16 protein-coding genes are annotated in these 16174 nt (G+C 72.3%); 9 read left to right on the plus strand and 7 right to left on the minus strand.

Annotation, left to right across the window (positions count from 1 at the left end):
- Positions 1-99: 99 nt before the first annotated feature.
- Together AB0N17_RS10570 and AB0N17_RS10575 are read right to left on the minus strand one after the other, a co-directional pair.
- Positions 100-654, minus strand: a complete 555-nt coding sequence (locus AB0N17_RS10570) for an NUDIX hydrolase (RefSeq protein WP_366010799.1) — start codon at positions 652-654, stop codon at positions 100-102.
- Positions 654-1931 carry a hypothetical protein gene (locus AB0N17_RS10575; RefSeq protein WP_366010800.1) on the minus strand — a complete coding sequence of 426 codons (1278 nt, stop codon included), beginning with the start codon at positions 1929-1931 and terminating at the stop codon, positions 654-656. Before AB0N17_RS10575 ends, AB0N17_RS10570 begins: the two co-directional genes overlap by 1 nt.
- Before the next feature lie 442 nt (positions 1932-2373).
- Between AB0N17_RS10575 and AB0N17_RS10580 the strand changes: the two genes are divergently transcribed.
- The 3 genes from AB0N17_RS10580 (at position 2374) to AB0N17_RS10590 (ending at position 7961) form a co-directional block, all read left to right on the plus strand.
- Positions 2374-4389, plus strand: a complete 2016-nt coding sequence (locus AB0N17_RS10580) for a SpoIIE family protein phosphatase (RefSeq protein WP_366010801.1) — start codon at positions 2374-2376, stop codon at positions 4387-4389.
- Between the two features lie 183 nt (positions 4390-4572).
- Positions 4573-6195 carry a penicillin-binding transpeptidase domain-containing protein gene (locus tag AB0N17_RS10585; RefSeq protein WP_366010802.1) on the plus strand — a complete coding sequence of 541 codons (1623 nt, stop codon included), beginning with the start codon at positions 4573-4575 and terminating at the stop codon, positions 6193-6195.
- A gap of 95 nt (positions 6196-6290) precedes the next feature.
- On the plus strand, positions 6291-7961 hold the full coding sequence (locus AB0N17_RS10590) for a penicillin-binding transpeptidase domain-containing protein (protein WP_366010803.1): 1671 nt from the start codon (positions 6291-6293) through the stop codon (positions 7959-7961).
- A gap of 2 nt (positions 7962-7963) precedes the next feature.
- On the opposite strand, the gene AB0N17_RS10595 is transcribed toward AB0N17_RS10590, so the two are convergent.
- Positions 7964-8302 carry an SsgA family sporulation/cell division regulator gene (locus AB0N17_RS10595; RefSeq protein WP_366010804.1) on the minus strand — a complete coding sequence of 113 codons (339 nt, stop codon included), beginning with the start codon at positions 8300-8302 and terminating at the stop codon, positions 7964-7966.
- Between the two features lie 159 nt (positions 8303-8461).
- On the opposite strand from AB0N17_RS10595, the gene AB0N17_RS10600 reads away from it, so the two are divergent.
- The 6 genes from AB0N17_RS10600 to AB0N17_RS10625 all read left to right on the plus strand — a co-directional run bounded on the left by AB0N17_RS10600 (position 8462) and on the right by AB0N17_RS10625 (position 13268).
- Positions 8462-9508 (plus strand): energy-coupling factor ABC transporter permease, encoded by a 1047-nt coding sequence (locus AB0N17_RS10600; RefSeq protein ID WP_366010805.1) that lies wholly within the window; start codon positions 8462-8464, stop codon positions 9506-9508.
- A 1-nt stretch (position 9509) separates the two neighbouring features.
- The gene (cbiQ, locus tag AB0N17_RS10605) at positions 9510-10271 is read left to right on the plus strand and encodes a cobalt ECF transporter T component CbiQ (protein ID WP_366010806.1); all 762 of its coding nucleotides are present in this window, start codon (positions 9510-9512) and stop codon (positions 10269-10271) included.
- Positions 10259-11020, plus strand: coding sequence for an ABC transporter ATP-binding protein (locus AB0N17_RS10610; protein WP_366010807.1), 762 nt, complete (start codon positions 10259-10261; stop codon positions 11018-11020). Before cbiQ ends, AB0N17_RS10610 begins: the two co-directional genes overlap by 13 nt.
- Positions 11017-11481, plus strand: a complete 465-nt coding sequence (locus AB0N17_RS10615) for a MarR family transcriptional regulator (protein WP_366010808.1) — start codon at positions 11017-11019, stop codon at positions 11479-11481. The genes AB0N17_RS10610 and AB0N17_RS10615 overlap by 4 nt, the downstream gene beginning before the upstream one ends.
- A gap of 106 nt (positions 11482-11587) precedes the next feature.
- Complete coding sequence (locus AB0N17_RS10620) at positions 11588-12034, plus strand: organic hydroperoxide resistance protein (RefSeq protein ID WP_366010809.1); 447 nt, start codon at positions 11588-11590, stop codon at positions 12032-12034.
- A 73-nt stretch (positions 12035-12107) separates the two neighbouring features.
- Complete coding sequence (locus AB0N17_RS10625; RefSeq protein WP_366010810.1) at positions 12108-13268, plus strand: serine hydrolase domain-containing protein; 1161 nt, start codon at positions 12108-12110, stop codon at positions 13266-13268.
- Positions 13269-13286: 18 nt separating this feature from the next.
- Here AB0N17_RS10625 and AB0N17_RS10630 read toward each other — a convergent pair whose 3' ends face one another.
- From AB0N17_RS10630 to AB0N17_RS10645, 4 genes are all read right to left on the minus strand, one after another.
- A complete protein-coding gene (locus AB0N17_RS10630) occupies positions 13287-13562 on the minus strand; it encodes a DUF1876 domain-containing protein (RefSeq protein ID WP_366010811.1) in 276 nt (91 codons plus the stop codon).
- A 95-nt stretch (positions 13563-13657) separates the two neighbouring features.
- Positions 13658-14581: an NAD(P)-dependent oxidoreductase gene (locus tag AB0N17_RS10635; protein WP_366010812.1), complete on the minus strand. Its 924-nt coding sequence runs from the start codon at positions 14579-14581 to the stop codon at positions 13658-13660.
- A gap of 82 nt (positions 14582-14663) precedes the next feature.
- A complete protein-coding gene (locus tag AB0N17_RS10640; RefSeq protein WP_366010813.1) occupies positions 14664-15512 on the minus strand; it encodes a DMT family transporter in 849 nt (282 codons plus the stop codon).
- On the minus strand, positions 15509-16021 hold the full coding sequence (locus AB0N17_RS10645) for a YbaK/EbsC family protein (protein WP_366010814.1): 513 nt from the start codon (positions 16019-16021) through the stop codon (positions 15509-15511). Before AB0N17_RS10645 ends, AB0N17_RS10640 begins: the two co-directional genes overlap by 4 nt.
- Positions 16022-16174: the final 153 nt, after the last annotated feature.

The raw sequence follows: 16174 nt of genomic DNA on the forward strand, positions 1-16174 counted from the left end.
CGCTTTCAACCGCTTGACGTCACCGTGTCCCACAGATGAGGACTCCGGCGGTCTCGGGGCGCCCGGAGAAGAAGCCATCCCTGTCAAGCAGCACTTCACCTACCCTCGGGCCGCGCTGGATGCCCCGAGCGCGGCAAGCGTGAAGCCGTCCCGCAACTCTCCCGCACGGATCGCCTGTGCGATTTCGTGTGGACTCCACCAGCGCGCCGCGGCAATCTCGCCGTCACCGGCTGAGCTGGGACGCAGTGGTGCGTCACCCTGAACCGAGACCTCCGCGACGGCAACCTCGTTCTCCAGCATGCCGGAGTCGACGTCCAGGTACGCCACTACAACCACTGTGGAACCCACCAGCCCCGTCTCCTCGACAAGTTCGCGCAGCGCGTCCGAGACAGGATCTGTTTCGCCAAAGCCGCGCGGAAGTTCCCAGGCCCACCGGCCGACCGTCGGTCGCCACTGGCGGACCAGCAGAATGTCGTCACCTCGTCGGGCCAGCACCACGACTCCTGTGCGGCCACCGCCAACGCGGATGCGGTGCCGGACGGTCTCGGTGCCGGAGGGCAAGCGATAGGTATCGATGTAGACCTCGCACCATCGGCCGCCGTCAGCATCGGTGTATGCCTTGCGGGTGTGCGTGCGTGGCGCCTCAGTCTCCATCAGGCCCTCCTTCCCAGCACCCCAGGGACCTCTATCACGTCGTATCGTCCTCGGAAGTCGGTCAGGCGGGTCACCCCGGCTGCTACGGCCGCAACGACGACCGGCGCGAGCGCCCCACCTGCGCCAGCGGCGAACACTCCAGGCGTCCCCTCGCCGAGCAGGCTGGTCGCCAGGCTCATTCCGCCGCCCGCAACCATCTGCGCGGTAACCCCACGTGCACTCTGTGTGAACCGTTGGAGTCGGGTCACCGGCACCTCGTCCACGCCACCGGACGGTGGCTCTTTCGTACGGGCGGCGAGCAAGTCGCCCACCTCCTGCAGTGCAGTGAGGTCCCGCCGGTGCCACCAACTGGTGAGGGCATCGGCTGCCTCATCCGTGTAACGCTGCCATTGCTCACCGCTCATCAGGCCGAGCCGCAGTTCGAACCGGGTCGGATAGATCACGACCGGTGTCTGGTCCACGAGCGTCGCTGCTTCGCGGCGCCGGATGCCGCGGCGAGGCGAGGCCAGCCCAAGCAGGCAGCCTTCGCTCGCCGCGATGGCTCGGTAGTACGTCTCGTCGAAGGACTCGCGCAGTGTCTTTGCATCCGTTTGGGCCAGGGGGTCACCGGAGCGCAGCAGGGGGTCGAGGCTCTCGTACAGGCGGCTACGGTTAGGCAGCCCGTTCACGTCGAACTCCCCGCTGGTCCAGGCAGCAAGCACCGCCCGGCCCTCATGACTGGCCACTTCCTCCGGGCGCGGCGGGGGCCGCAGGGCGTACGCGGTTGCATAGTCGGCCGGCGCCAGGGCGCTGACCTCCAGCAGGCCACGCTCGGCGGCCTCCAGCCAGTCGCCCCACCGGGCGACTGTGCGCCGCCGTAGCGGAGTGTCGAGGACGCCTGTCACCGCCAACAACTGGTCCGCCACGCCGACTGGCCCCTCCGCCGCGAGGGATGCGGCCGCAGCCTCCACGTCCGCGTGGACAGCCAACTCCTGCTGGAGCCGCAGGCATTGCTCGTCAGGGATCGGGAGGGAGGAGAAGAGGAAACCGGTCGAGAGCATCGCGATCAGTTGTGCGGCCAGGTTTGCGTTCCGCGAGTTCACCCGGATCGGCAGCACCGCGCCGCCACCGATCGCGCGGATCGCCAACTCATCGAGGAGTGCGGCGGGCCGCAGCACAGCGAAGACGGCGCCATCGAGCAGTTGGGGATAGGTCAGGAACAGAGAGCCGCCCTGGATGACTTCCCAGCGCAGCCGCCCGAGCAGCTCTGCCCGCTTGAACGCGGTCAGCCGCTCCATTGGGGCGGTGGCCCCGGGGGCTTGGGCGCTCAGCCTGGCTCGCTGCCGCACACTGTCCCACCCTGTGCTGAGGACCCCGGTCATGTGCCAGCCCTTTCTGTGGCCTCCATACGCGAGCCAGTTCAGCACGTGCGGATGGGCGGAACAATGGAGACCATTGATCTTGGCAAGACCGTGTGGCGGCGCCGGGATTCGAACCTGGGAAGGCTGAGCCTGGATGAAAGTCGTCGTCGGCGGCCATCATGCCGGGCGTGAAGACAGCGTGATGCCGGCGGGGACTGGCGCCGAAGGCGGGCGTTCGTGTCCGGCTGGGCCGGGGCCGGCGGCGTCCCCGGCGGGTCCGGCGCACCCCACCTAGACTCGAGGGGACGGAGCTCACCGCGAGACCGCCCTGCTGATGACGGGGATGCGCATGCCGGGTCCACGCAAGAGACGCGCACGTGTGGGGCTGGTACCCCTTACCGCCGTCGCCGGTGGACTGCTCGCCCTGCTGATCGGGCTCGCCTTCACGATGCTGCTCTGGACGATCGTCGAGCTCGGCGAGTCGACGGCGGCCGACCGCCACGCACAGACGGCGCTCGCCCAGGCGCGGACGGTCGAGGGACTCGTCGTCGACCTGGAGACGGGCCAGCGCGGCTTCGTCATCACCGGGGAGAAACAGTTCCTCGAGCCATGGCAGACCGCCCGGACCAAGTTCTCCGGCCAGGCACGGCGACTCGTGCGCCTCAGCACCACCCCCGGCCAGAAGAGCCTGGCCCTGCAGATCAGGCAGGCCGGTGAGTCCCTCATCCACGACTACTCGATTCCGCTGGTCGCGGCCGCGAGCCGAGGGGATCCCCGGGCCCACGGGGTGGCCTCGACGCAGGAGGGCAAGCGGCGCGTCGACGCGCTCAGGAAGCAGTTCGACCAGTACGAGGCGACCCAGGAAGCCCTGATCACGGCGCGTGAAGGCGCGGCCGATGACGAGGCGCGGGAAGCGGTCGTGGCGGCCGCGGTCGGCCTCAGCGGCTCCATGCTCCTCATCGCGATCTTCGCCGGGTACCTGATCCGGGCCGTTGTCTGGCCGGTCCGCAAGGCGGCCGGCGTGGCGTCCCGGCTCGCCGGCGGCGACCTCGCCGTGCGGATGCCCGAGACCGGCCGGGGCGAGATCGGGCAGCTCGGGGCGGCGTTCAACACCATGGCCCGCTCGCTGGAGGAGAGCCGGGAGCAGGCACGTCACGCTCACGCGCGTCTCGGGCTGCTGTACGAGGCCAGCATCGCCATCGGCACGACGCTCGACGCGAAGCAGACCGCACAGGAACTGGTGCGCGTGCTGGTCCCGCGCTTCGCCGACTTCGTCACCGTCGATCTGGCCCTGCCCGTCCTGCTCGTCGACGAGCCGCTCGCCGAGCACGACGGATGGGCTCGCCGCGTCGCGCTCGGCGGGGTCCGTGCCGACCCGCCGCTCGGCCCCGTGGGCTCACGGATCGCTCTCGCGAGCGCGGACGCGACCTTCGTGCCGGACCTTCGTACCGCCTCCGCATGGCAGGCCCGGCACGGCCACCAGGCCCGCAGGCTGCTGGACTACGGCATGCACTCGCTGATCACCGCCCCGCTGTCCTCACGGCGCACACTGCTGGGTGCGGTCGGCCTGTGGCGGGCGGAGAACCCCAGCCCGTTCGCGCAGGACGAGCTGGCCGACGCCGAGGAGATCGCGGCCAGAGCCGCCGTGGCGATCGACAACGCCCTGCGCTACGCCCACGAGCACGACACGGCTCTGACGCTGCAGCGAAGCCTGCTGCCCCGCGCCTTCGACCCGCCCGGCGGTATCGAGATCGCCCACCGCTACCTGCCCGCCTCCGACGCCAGCGAGGTGGGCGGCGACTGGTACGACGTGGCCGCCATGACCCCCGACAAGGCCGCCCTCGCCATCGGCGACGTCATGGGGCACGGCATCCCCGCCGCCGCCGTCATGGGGCAGATGCGCAGCACGCTGCGCGCCCTCGTCCGCCTGGACCTGTCCCCCGACCAGTTGCTGCACCACCTCGACCAGGCGATGCAGGACCTCGACGGCCCGATCCTGGCCACCTGCCTGTACGGCGTCTGCGACGCCGCGGCGAACCGCTGCCGGCTGGCCCGGGCCGGACACCCCCCGCCCGCCCTGATCAGCCCGGACGGCACCGCCCGCCTCATCGACCTGCCCTCCGGCGCGCCGCTCGGCATCGGTGGCATCTCCTACTCGACCACCGAGATCTCCGTCGCTCCGGGCACCGTGCTCGTCTTCTACACCGACGGGCTCGTCGAGGCGCGGGATCACGACCTCGACGAGCGCCTCGATGAGCTCACCCGCCTCCTCGCCGGTGACCACCCGTCCCTCGACGAGCTGGCCGACACCCTCATCGACCGCCTCGCTCCGACCCCCGCGCAGGACGACATCGCCCTCCTCATCACACGTGTCGGCACCTCGGTCCCCCGGTGAACGCCCGCCACGGGGCCAGGGGGTCATGGGGCCCGGGGCCATGGGGCCCTGAGGCACTGAGGCACTGAGGCTTCATCACGGTTTCGACAACATCCGCCACAGCAGTGACACAAGCGCTTACAGTGCCTGGGGCAACCTGTTTTGAACGTGTTCAACAGGGTCTACGGGGAGGGGAAGCGCGGCATGCGCAGCGGGGTGAAGGGTGCCGTCATAGGCACCGTGTGTGCGGTGGTGCTGGGCGGGGCCGGTTACGGCGCGTACAACGTCCTCTCGGCGCTGCACGGCGGCGGGGGCGGCGGCACGGGCGGCGCGGTGTCCGTGAAGACGGGGCCGCCGAGCGCCGCGGAGGTGAAGGAGACCACGGGCACGTTCTTCGCCGCCTGGGAGAAGGGCGACGCGCCGGCCGCGGCGTCGTACACGAACTACCCGGACGCCGCGCGGGCCCTGCTGACCGCCTACGGCGACGACGCGCACATCACCCATGTGCACATCACGCCGGGCACGGCCACCGGCACGAGGGTGCCGTTCACGGTCGAGGCGACGGTGTCCTACGACGGCACCTCCAGGCCGCTCTCCTACGCGAGCAGCCTGTCGGTCGTCCGCGGCGAGACCTCGCACCGCGCGTTGGTCGACTGGCAGCCCTCCGTGATCCATCCGCGGCTGGAGAAGGGCGACACGCTCGTCACCGGGAAGGCGGCGGACCCGCCCGTCGAGGCCGTGGACCGCGACGGCACGGTCCTGTCGAAGGAGAAGTACCCCTCCCTCGGCACCGTGCTGGACGAGCTGCGCGCGCGGTACGGCGACACGGCGGGCGGGCGGCCCGGGGTGGAGCTGGCGATCCGGCACGAGGGGAGCGCCGCCGACACCCCGCTCCTCACCCTGGCCAAGGGCCGGCCGGGCAGGCTGCGGACGACGCTCAGCGCGAGCGCGCAGGCGGCGGCCGAGACGGCCGTGCAGAAGTACGCCGAGTCGTCCGTCGTGGCCGTCAAGCCCAGCACGGGCGAGGTCCTGGCGGTCGCCAACCACCGGAGGGACGGCTTCGACGCGGCCTTCCTCGGCACCCTCGCCCCCGGCTCCACCATGAAGATCGTCAGCGCGGCGACCCTCATCGACACCGGGCTGACGACGGCGAGCGGCCCGGCACCCTGCCCGGCGACGGCCGTCTGGCAGAGCCAGACCTTCCAGAACCTCAAGGACCTGGCGCCCAACGAGCACGCCACCCTCTCCGAGAGCTTCGCCCGCTCCTGCAACACCGCGTTCGTGAAGTTCGCGGACTCCGTGCGGGTGGACTCCCTCACCAAGGAGGCCGAGGAGCGGTTCGGCATCGGGCAGGACTGGAAGGTGGGCGTGCCCTCCTTCGACGGCCGGGTCCCGGCCTCCGGCGGCCCGGACACCGCGGCCAACCTGATCGGGCAGGGCCAGGTCCAGATGAACCCGCTGAACATGGCGTCCGTCACGGCGACCGCGATGACCGGCACCTTCCGCCAGCCGGTGATCGTGCCGCTGAGCCTGGACCACCGCGCGGCGGCACACGCGCGCGGGCTGTCGCAGAGCACGGTCGGGCAGCTGCGGGCCATGATGAACCGCACCGCGCGCAGCGGCACGGCGGCCGGTGTGATGGCCGGGCTGAGCGGCGACATCGGCGCCAAGACGGGCTCGGCCGAGGTCGACGGGCAGTCGAGGTCCAACAGCTGGTTCACCGGTTACCGCGGTGACGTGGCCGCCGCCGCGATGACCCAGGACGGTGGACACGGCATCGACGCGGCCGGCCCGATTGTCGCAAGCGTGCTACGGAATGCGGGCTGACGTCACCCGTCGAGGCGGGGACTTTAAGGTGATTGCCGTCGTTGAGGAGTGCGAGGGCGGCGGGGACCCGGGGAAGACGCGGAGGAACTGAGGCAGTGGGCAAGAGAAGGCGCGTCGCCGAGCGACGGAACACCGGACCCGTCGTGCTCGGCGGGATGCTCGCCGTGGTGATCGGCGGCGCCGGGTTCGGCGTGTACGCGCTGTACGGCGGCGGGGCCGCGGCCGACGACGGGACGTCCGCCGGCTCCGCCCACCACAAGGCCGTCAAGACCGGCCCGCTCAGCGCCGCCGAGGTCCGCACGGCGTCCACGCGCTTCCTGACCGCCTGGCAGCAGGGCAGGGTGACCGAGGCGGCCGGGGTCACCGACGACACCTCCGCCGCCGGCACGCTGCTCACCGGCTACACCAAGGACGCCCATCTGAAGGACGTCACCCTCACCCCGGGGAAGGCCACGGGCGCGAAGGTGCCGTTCTCCGTCAAGGCGACGGTGTCGTACAAGGGCCTGAGCAAGCCGCTCGCCTACGACAGCTCGCTCACCGTCGTCCGGCGCACGAGCGACGGCAAGCCGCTCGTCGACTGGCACGCCTCCGTCGTCCATCCGGAGCTGAAGGACGGCGACACGCTCGTCACCGGTGAGTCCGGGACCCCGCCGGTCACCGCGCTGGACCGCGCCGGCGGTCAGCTGACCTCCGCCAGGTTCCCGTCCCTGGGCACGGTGCTGGACGGGCTGCGGGAGAAGTACGGCAAGACGGCCGGCGGCAAGGCGGGCATCGAGCTGCGCGTGGTGCGCGGCAAGGCGTCGCAGGCGGCCAAGCTGTCCGACAAGACGCTCCTGGAGCTGAGCAAGGGCACGCCGGGCACGGTGCGGACCACGCTGAACCCGACGCTGCAGGCGGCGGCCGAGCGGCAGGTCGCCGAGCGCAAGCAGGCCTCCGTGGTGGTGCTGCGGCCCTCGACCGGTGAGATCCTCGCGGTCGCCAACAGCGGGCACGGCTTCAACACGGCCTTCCAGGGCTCCCTGGCGCCCGGCTCCACGATGAAGATCGTGACGTCGACGATGCTGTTCGAGAAGAAGCTCGTCACCCCGGACGCCTCGCACCCCTGCCCCAAGACGTACAAGCTGGCCGGCTGGACGTTCCACAACGACGACGACTCCGAGATCAAGAAGGGCACGTTCAAGCAGAGCTTCGGTGCCTCCTGCAACAACGCCTTCATCGACTTCGCGCCGAAGCTGTCGGACAGCGACCTGACGAAGGAGGCCCAGCAGGTCTACGGCCTCGGCATGGACAACTGGGCCGTCGGCGTCCCGTCGTTCGACGGCTCGGTGCCGGTGCAGAGCGGCGCGCAGATGGGTGCCTCGCTGATCGGTCAGGGCGGGGTGCGCATGAACCCGATGAACATGGCCTCGGTGGCGGCGACGGTGGAGTCGGGCGCCTTCCACCAGCCGTACCTGGTCTCCCCCGACGTGGATCACCGCACGCTGGCGAAGGCGGCGCGGACCATGTCGTCGGCGACGCGGTCCCAGCTGAAGGACGTCATGCGGTTCACGGCGGACTACGGCACGGCGAGCAAGGCCATGGCGGGCATGAGCGGGGACTACGGCGCCAAGACGGGCTCCGCGGAGGTCGACGGCCAGAAGAAGCCGAACGGGTGGTTCACCGCCTACAAGGGCGACCTCGCCGCGGCGGGCGTGGTCCAGGCGGGCGGTCACGGCGGCGACACGGCGGGCCCGATCGTGGCGGCCCTGCTGAAGATGGGCGGCTGAGCTCAGGCGCCCACCGGCTCCGCCGTGTACGTACGGCGGAGGAATCTCAGCAGCGCCTTCGACTCGAACTGGACCACCTCGACACCGTTGTCCGAGTGGAACTCCACGACGGCCTGCACGCGCCCGCACGGCCACACCCGTACGGCACCGCTCTCGGCCGGTGCCCGCAGTCCGCGTTCGAGCAGGGTGCGCGAGAACGTCCACTCGTGCGGCCCGGGCAGACCGAACCGGACCGACCGCGGATCGGCGTCGGGGTCGTAGCGCAGGACCACGGGCACGGCCCCCGGGTCCTCCTCGTCCGTGACGATATGGGCGCGCGCGTACTGCTCGACTACAGTCATCGGACCGCCCTCTCACGCTGAGTGACCTATGCGAAAGCTGTGCATCCGCTTCTTTCCAATGTCGCACATATTCCCGCTCTCGCCCGGCGGACGCCTGCCGGAGCGGTGAGACTGCATCTCTCTTGCAAAAGGTTCGCAACAAGGCCCTAAAATCGTCGGGTGCACGTACCTGACGGATTCATCGACGCCCCTACCTCCGCCGTCACCGGAGTGGTCGCCGCCGGCGCCCTCGCGGTGAGCCTGCGCGGCGCCCGCCGTGAACTGGACGAGAAGACGGCCCCGCTGGCCGGCCTGGTGGCGGCGTTCATCTTCGCCGTACAGATGCTCAACTTCCCCGTGGCGGCCGGCACCAGCGGCCATCTGCTCGGCGGGGCGCTCGCCGCGATCCTCGTAGGCCCCTGCACAGGCGTGTTGTGCGTGTCCGTCGTGCTGCTCATGCAGGGCGTGCTGTTCGCGGACGGCGGCCTGACCGCGCTCGGCGTGAACATCACCGACATGGCGATCGTCACGACGGTCGTGTCCTACGCCGTCTTCCGCGGCCTGCTCGCCGTGCTGCCCCGGGGGCGGCGCTCGGTGACCGTCGCCTCCTTCGTCGCCGCCCTGGTCTCCGTGCCGGCCGCCGCCGTCGCCTTCACGCTGATCTACGCCGCCGGTGGCACCACCGACGTCCCGCTCGGCAAGGTCGCCACCGCGATGATCGGCGTCCATGTGCTGATCGGCGTCGGCGAGGCGTTCATCACCGCGCTCACCGTGGGCGCCGTCATCGCCGTGCGCCCGGACCTGGTGCACGGCGCGCGCGGTCTGCAGCAGCGGCTCAAGCTGCGCGTGAACGGCGCGCTGGTGGACGCCCCGGCGCCCACGGCCCCCGTCGCGGCGCGCACCTCCCGCCGCACGCTGTGGGCGACCGGCCTGGTCACGTCCCTCGTCCTCGCCGGCTTCGTCAGCTTCTACGCCTCCGCCTCCCCGGACGGGCTGGAGAAGGTCGCGCACGACAAGGGGATCGACAAGAAGGAGGAGAAGCACGCCGCCTCCGGCTCCCCGCTCGCCGACTACGGCGTCAAGGACGTCTCCGACGCCCGGCTGTCCGGCGGCCTCGCGGGCGTGATCGGCGTCGGCGTCACGGTGGTGGCGGGCAGCGCCGTGTTCTGGGCGGTGCGCAGGCGGCGCGGCGCCGACGACGCCTCCCCCCTGAGCACCGGCGCCTGACGTGGGCGCCGGACACGCGCACAGGCTCTACCGGCACGGGCACTCGCCCGTGCACGGCCTGCCGCCGCACACCAAGCTCGCCGCCGCCTTCCTGTTCGTGGTCGTCGTGGTGTCGACGCCGCGCGAGGCGATGTGGGCGTTCGCGCTGTACGCCGTACTGCTCGCCGCCGTCGCCCGCCACGCGCGCGTGCCCGCCGGTTTCCTGCTCGGGCGGCTGCTGATCGAGGTGCCGTTCGTGGCCTTCGCGGTCCTCATGCCGTTCGTGGCGGAGGGCGAGCGGGTGCACGTCCTCGGCCTCTCGCTCAGCGTGAACGGCCTGTGGGGCGCCTGGAACGTGCTCGCCAAGGGCACCCTCGGCGTCGCCGCCTCCGTGCTGCTGGCCGCCACCACCGAGCTGCGCGAACTGCTCCTCGGGCTGCAGCGGCTGAAGCTGCCGCCGCTCCTGGTGCAGATCGCCTCCTTCATGATCCGCTACGGCGACGTCATCACCGACGAGATGCGCCGGATGCGGATCGCCCGCGAGTCCCGCGGCTTCGAGGCCAGGGGCGTGCGGCACTGGGGCGTACTGGCCAAGTCCGCCGGCGCGCTGTTCATCCGCTCCTACGAGCGCGGGGAGCGCGTCCACCTCGCCATGGTGAGCCGGGGCTACGCCGGCTCGATGCCGGTCATCGACGAGGTGACCGCGTCCCGCGCGCAGTGGCGTCACGCCCTCGCGCTCCCCTGCGCCGCCCTTGTCGTCTGTCTGCTGGGATGGGTCCTGTGAGTACTGCTTCGCTGGAGGTCCGCGGCCTCGCCTTCGCCTACCCGGACGGCCACCAGGCGCTGTTCGGCGTCGACTTCACGATCGGGCGCGGCGAGCGGGTCGCGCTGCTCGGTCCGAACGGCGCCGGCAAGACCACGCTCGTGCTGCACCTCAACGGCATCCTGAACGGTGGCACCGGCACCGTGACGGTGGCCGGGCTGCCCGTCGGCAAGCAGCACATGGCCGCGATCCGGCAGAAGGTCGGCATCGTCTTCCAGGACCCGGACGACCAGCTGTTCATGCCGACCGTGCGGGAGGACGTGGCGTTCGGGCCCGCGGCGGCCGGGATCAAGGGCGCGGCCCTCCAGGAGCGGGTGCGCACGGCGCTGGAGCGGGTCGGCATGCAGGACTTCGCCGACCGGCCGCCGCACCACCTGTCGTTCGGCCAGCGGCGCCGGGTCGCGGTCGCGACCGTGCTCGCCATGGAGCCGGAGATCCTGGTCCTGGACGAGCCGTCCTCCAACCTCGACCCGGCCTCCCGGCGGGAGCTCGCCGACATCCTGCGCTCCCTGGACGTGACCGTCCTCATGGTCACCCACGACCTGCCGTACGCCCTGGAGCTGTGCCCGCGCGCCCTGGTCCTCAGCGACGGCGTGATCGCGGCGGACGGCGCCACGGGCGCGCTGCTCTCCGACGAGGAGCTGATGCGGGCGCACCGGCTGGAGCTGCCGTTCGGGTTCGACCCGAAGTCCGTGACAATGGGCGCGTGACGAACGAGGACCACGCCGCCGAGGGCTCGCTGCTGCTGGACGACCAGCTGTGCTTCGCGCTGTACGCGGCGCAGCGCGCGGTGACCGCCGCGTACCGTCCGCTCCTCGACGACCTCGGGCTCACCTACCCGCAGTACCTCGTGCTGCTCGTGCTGTGGGAGCGCGGCGAGGCCGGCGTGAAGGAGCTGGCCCGCGCCCTGCGTCTGGACTACGGCACCGTCTCGCCGCTGCTGAAGCGGCTGGAGGGGGCGGGCCTGATACGCAGGGAGCGCTCGGCGGGCGACGAGCGCTCGGTGCGCGTCGCCTGCACCGGGCGCGGTGAGGAACTGAGGGAGCGCGCGGCGCGCGTGCCCGGCGCCCTGCTCACGGCCACGGGACTCGGCGCACAGGAGATCGCGCGGTTGCGCGAGGAACTGTGGAGGCTGACCGAGCGCGCCGACCCGGCGGCCGGCCGCCGCTGACCGGTGTTACCGCCGGTTGCCCACCCCTGGTGCGGCCCCTCTCCATACCGGTCAGTACCTTGTGCGCGATGTACTTGTGCGCCACTTGTTCCGGGGGAGGCCGGCCATGACCGAGGACACCGCCGTCGACACGCGTCCGACGAAGATCATGTATGTCGCCGAGGCCACCGCCCACGGCGGCCGGAACGGCCATGTGACCAGCCAGGACGGCCAGATCCAGCTGAAGGTCGCGATGCCCCCGGCACTCGGCGGCGACGGCGACGGCACCAACCCGGAGCAGCTCTTCGCGGCCGGCTACAGCTCCTGCTTCCACAACGCGCTGATCCTGGTCGGCAACCGCGCGGGCTACGACCTGACCGGCTCCACCGTGGCCGCCAAGGTCGGCATCGGCCCGAACAAGCACCGCGGCTACGGCCTCGCGGTCGCCCTCAGCGTCTCCCTGCCCGTGCTGGACGCGGAGGTCGCGGCCCGGCTGGTGGACGCGGCGCACGAGGTGTGCCCGTACTCGAACGCGACCCGCGGCAACATCGACGTAACGATTCTGCTGGGCTGATCCCACCGAGGAATCGCAGGCCGACGGCCGCTGTTGCACCCACTGTCGCAGGCGATCGGAAGGGACGGCGGACGTGGACGTGCACGGCACTGTGGCCGAGGGCTTCGAGCCGGTCAGGGAGGCGTTCGCAGCGAACTTCGCGCTGCTCGGCGAGCGCGGCGCGGCCGTCTCCGTGTACCGCGACGGGCACCGCGTCGTGAACCTGTGGGCCGGCACCCAGGACGTCGACGGCACCCGGCCCTGGCAGCCCGGCACCGCGCAGATCGTGCGCTCCGCGACCAAGGGCGTCGCCGCCGCCGCGCTCCTGCTCCTGCACCAGCGCGGCGAGCTGGACCTCGACGCCCCGGTCGGCGCGTACTGGCCCGAGTACAAGGCGGCCGGCAAGGAGCACACGCGCGTGCGGGACGTGCTCGCGCACCGCGCCGGCGTGCCCGTGCTGGACCGCCCGCTGACCCCCGCCGAGGCCGTCGACCCCGACCTGGGCGCCGCGGCCGTCGCCGCCCAGACGCCGGTGTGGGAGCCGGGCACGGACCACGGCTACCACGCGCAGACCTACAGCTGGCTCGCCGGCGAACTGATCCGGCGGATCACCGGCCGTCCGGTCGGCGAGTGGACCGCGGACGAGATCGCCGGGCCGGTCGGCGCGGACCTGTGGCTGGGCCTGCCCGAGTCGGAGCAGGCACGCGTGGGCCGCGTCGGCCCGCTGGACACCCCTCAGGCCGCGGGCGGACTGAAGACCCGCCCCAAGCGGGCGGTGGCCGAGGCCTACGCCGACCCGGACTCCCTGACCCGGCGCGCCTTCGCCGCCATCACCCCGCTCCCCGACGAGAACGCGCCGGCCTACCGCGCCGCCGCCCTGCCCGCGTCCAACGGCATCGCCACCGCCGACGGGCTGGCCCGCTTCTACGCCGCGCTGATCGGCGAGGTGGACGGCGGACGCCGCCTGTTCACTCCGCGGACGGCGGCGACGGCCCGTGCCGAGCAGTCCGCCGGACCGGACCGGGTCCTCGTGGTGGGCACCCGGTTCGGCCTCGGCTACATGCTGCACGGCAGCGCGTCCCCGCTGCTCTCCCCCGGCTCCTTCGGCCACCCGGGCCGGGGCGGCGCGCTCGCGTTCGCCGACCCGGACTCGGGCGTGGCCTTCGGCTACGTCACCAACGGCTTCAGGAAGAGCGTGACGGCGGACCCGCGGGCGCAGTCGCTGGTACGGGCCCTGCGCACGGCGCTCGCCTGAGGGTCCGGCCGGATCCGCTCACACGTTGATCGGGTGCGACGTCCGCCCGGACATCTCGTCGATCTCGTCGTGTGCCTTGGCCAGCAGCTGCATGGCCATCTCGTTGAGCGCGCGGGCGCCCGCGATCTCCTCGCCGACCCGGGGCTGGTTGGAGTCGATGCGGTGACGGCTGGCGTGCCCGTGCCCGCGCACCTCGGTGCCGTCGGGCAGACGCACCATCGCCGCCGCGCGCGTGTGCTGATCGTCCTCCTGGAACTCCAGCTCGACGTGCCATCCCACAGCGGTGTTCATCATGTCGACCACCTCCGGAAACCGCTGATGCCAGCTGATTCCAGGGTGCTCCCGCGCGCACCGGACGTCATCTCGGCGCAAGGCGCCGCCGAAGGGGGTCAGCTCCTGCTCTCGCCGGAGCCGCCGGAGCCGCCGGAGCCGCCGGGGCTGCCGAAGCTGGCGAAGTACGCGGCCGCCATGTCCTCGTCCGCGTGGCCCTGGGCGGCGGCGCGGGCGAACCGTTCCGCACTCGCCGCGGCCACGTCGAGCCGTACCCCGCCCCGCTCCCCGGCCTGGACGATGAGCCGGGCGTCCTTCTCGGCGGTGGCCACCGCGAACGACGCCGGGGACAGCTTCCCGTCGAGCACCAGCGCGGCCTTGGCCCGCAGGTACCCCATGTCCAGCGGCCCGCCCTCGATGATGTCGAAGAAGCCCTGCGGGTCGACGCCGAGTCCCTTGGCGAGGGCCAGCGTCTCACCGGCGGCCGCGGTGACGGCGAGCACCCAGCTGTTGGCGACCAGCTTCAGCCGGCTGGCGCTGCCCGCGCCGCCGTCGTCCCCGGTCCACACGGTGCTCGCGCCCACCGCGTCGAAGACCGGCGTGACCGTCTCGCGCCCCTCCTCGGGCCCGGCGGCCAGCACGGTCAGCCGGCCGGCCTCGGCGGGCTGGCGGGTGCCGAGGACGGGGGCGTCGTAGAAGACGAGCCCGTGCTCGCGGGCGAAGCCGGCCAGGTCCTCGACCAGGTCGATCCCGGCGGTGGTGCACTGCGCCCACACCGTGCCCGGCCGCAGCGCCGCGCCGGCCTCGCGCAGCACGTCCAGCACGGTGGCGCCGTCGTACAGCATGGTCAGGACGACATCGGCGCCCTCGACGGCCTCGGCGGGCGTGCCGGCGACCCGGGCGCCGTCGGCGGCCAGCGGCTCGGCCTTGGCCCGCGTACGGTTCCACACCCGCACCTCGAACCCGGCACGGCACAGATTGCGGGCCATGGCGGCCCCCATGATCCCGGTGCCCAGCACGCTGACGGTCGGCTTGTCGCTCATCGACGCTCTCCCTCTCACGGGGTTCGGTGGCTCCTGTGTCCTGTCCCCCTGATCCCTGTCCCCCCGATCCCGCTTCATCCTGCTACCCGGCGTGCAGCATCAACCCGATGCCGACGACCAGCAGCCCCGCCGCCGCGATCCGGGGTGCGCCGAAGCGCTCCTTGAAGAACAAGGCGCCGATGGCCGCGCCGACGAGGATCGAGGATTCGCGCAGGGCCGAGATGGGGGCGAGTGCGGCGCGGGTCTGGGCCCACAGGACCAGGCCGTACGCGGAGACGGACAGGACGGAGCCGAGCAGGCCGAGACTCGCGTGGGGGCGCAGGACCGCTCCCGTCTCGCGCCCCCAGCGGCAGCAGACGGCGTACGCGGGGATCGCCACGCCCTGCACCACCATCAGCCAGGCGGTGTACCCGAGCGAGGAGCCGGAGGCGCGCACGCCGAGTCCGTCGACGAGCGTGTACGAGGCGATGGACAGGCCGGTCGCCAGCGCGGCCACGATCGCCGCCCAGTTGGGCCGGTGCCCGCGCAGCCCCCACAGCGCCACCCCGGTGAGGCCCGCGCAGGACACGACGATGCCGGCCGCGGCCCACGCGTCCGGCACCTCGTGCGCGAAGACCGCCGCGAACACGGTGACCACCAGCGGCGCGCTGCCCCGCGCGATCGGATAGGCCTGGCCGAAGTCCCCCAGCCGGAACGACGTCATCAGCAGGACGACGTACACGAGGTGGATCGCGGCCGAGAGGACCAGGTACGGCCACGCCCCGGCCGCCGGGAACGCGGCGAACGGCGCCAGCAGCAGCCCGATGAGTACGCCGCCCGCCAGGATCAGCGTGAATCCGACCAGCTTGTCGGTGATCCGGTGCGCGATGGCGTTCCAGCTGGCGTGGGTGACCGCGGCGAGCAGGACGGCGGCCGTGACGGCCGGCGTCACGCGGTCTGCTCGCGCACGTCCACCAGCGTGGCGCCCGCGTGGGCGACGAGCTCCTGCGGGGTGATCGGGAAGACGGTGTGCGGTGTGCCGGCCGCCGCCCACACCTGGTCGTGCGCGAGCAGGGAGCGGTCGGCGAGGACACGCGTGCGCGTGCGGTGCCCGAAGGGCGGGACGCCCCCGATGGCGTACCCCGTGCTCTCGCGTACGACGGCGGCGTCGGCGCGGGTGACCTTGCCCGCGCCCAGTTCCCGCCGTACCCGCTCCACGTCCACGCGCGAGGCGCCGTCCATCAGCACCAGCACCGGTACGCCGTCCGCCGCGAAGATCAGCGACTTGCAGATCTGGCTGAGTCCGCACCCGATCGCGGCGGCGGCCTCGGCGGCGGTCCGGGTGGCCTGCGGGAACCGGCGGGTCCGGACGAGCAGGTCGTCGAGGCCCCGCGCGCGGAGGGCGTCGGCGAAGCGGGGGTGCGCTCCGGATTCTTCGGCGTCAGTGGCGGCTGTCGTCATGGTGGGCACGCTACGACATCACCCGGGCCACGCTCACCGGGGTTTCCGCCCGCCGGCTCCGGTCTCGACACGCTGTCGGTCGCCCTGGACGGCGGTCGCGCGTCCCTCTACCAGGACGACGACCCGGACGTGTGCCCGGCCTTCCGGCTCCGG

This window comes from Streptomyces sp. NPDC051133, from assembly GCF_040682635.1.
Lineage (GTDB): Bacteria > Actinomycetota > Actinomycetes > Streptomycetales > Streptomycetaceae > Streptomyces.

What these genes read in the sequence shown, in the direction of transcription:
- AB0N17_RS10635 (WP_366010812.1), bottom strand. Translation starts at nt 14,581, where the DNA reads ATGAGCGACAAGCCGACCGTCAGCGTGCTGGGCACCGGGATCATGGGG.
- AB0N17_RS10585 (WP_366010802.1), top strand. Translation starts at nt 4,573, where the DNA reads ATGCGCAGCGGGGTGAAGGGTGCCGTCATAGGCACCGTGTGTGCGGTG.
- AB0N17_RS10630 (WP_366010811.1), bottom strand. Translation starts at nt 13,562, where the DNA reads ATGATGAACACCGCTGTGGGATGGCACGTCGAGCTGGAGTTCCAGGAG.
- AB0N17_RS10610 (WP_366010807.1), top strand. Translation starts at nt 10,259, where the DNA reads ATGGGTCCTGTGAGTACTGCTTCGCTGGAGGTCCGCGGCCTCGCCTTC.
- AB0N17_RS10620 (WP_366010809.1), top strand. Translation starts at nt 11,588, where the DNA reads ATGACCGAGGACACCGCCGTCGACACGCGTCCGACGAAGATCATGTAT.
- AB0N17_RS10595 (WP_366010804.1), bottom strand. Translation starts at nt 8,302, where the DNA reads ATGACTGTAGTCGAGCAGTACGCGCGCGCCCATATCGTCACGGACGAG.
- AB0N17_RS10645 (WP_366010814.1), bottom strand. Translation starts at nt 16,021, where the DNA reads ATGACGACAGCCGCCACTGACGCCGAAGAATCCGGAGCGCACCCCCGC.
- AB0N17_RS10575 (WP_366010800.1), bottom strand. Translation starts at nt 1,931, where the DNA reads ATGGAGCGGCTGACCGCGTTCAAGCGGGCAGAGCTGCTCGGGCGGCTG.
- AB0N17_RS10570 (WP_366010799.1), bottom strand. Translation starts at nt 654, where the DNA reads ATGGAGACTGAGGCGCCACGCACGCACACCCGCAAGGCATACACCGAT.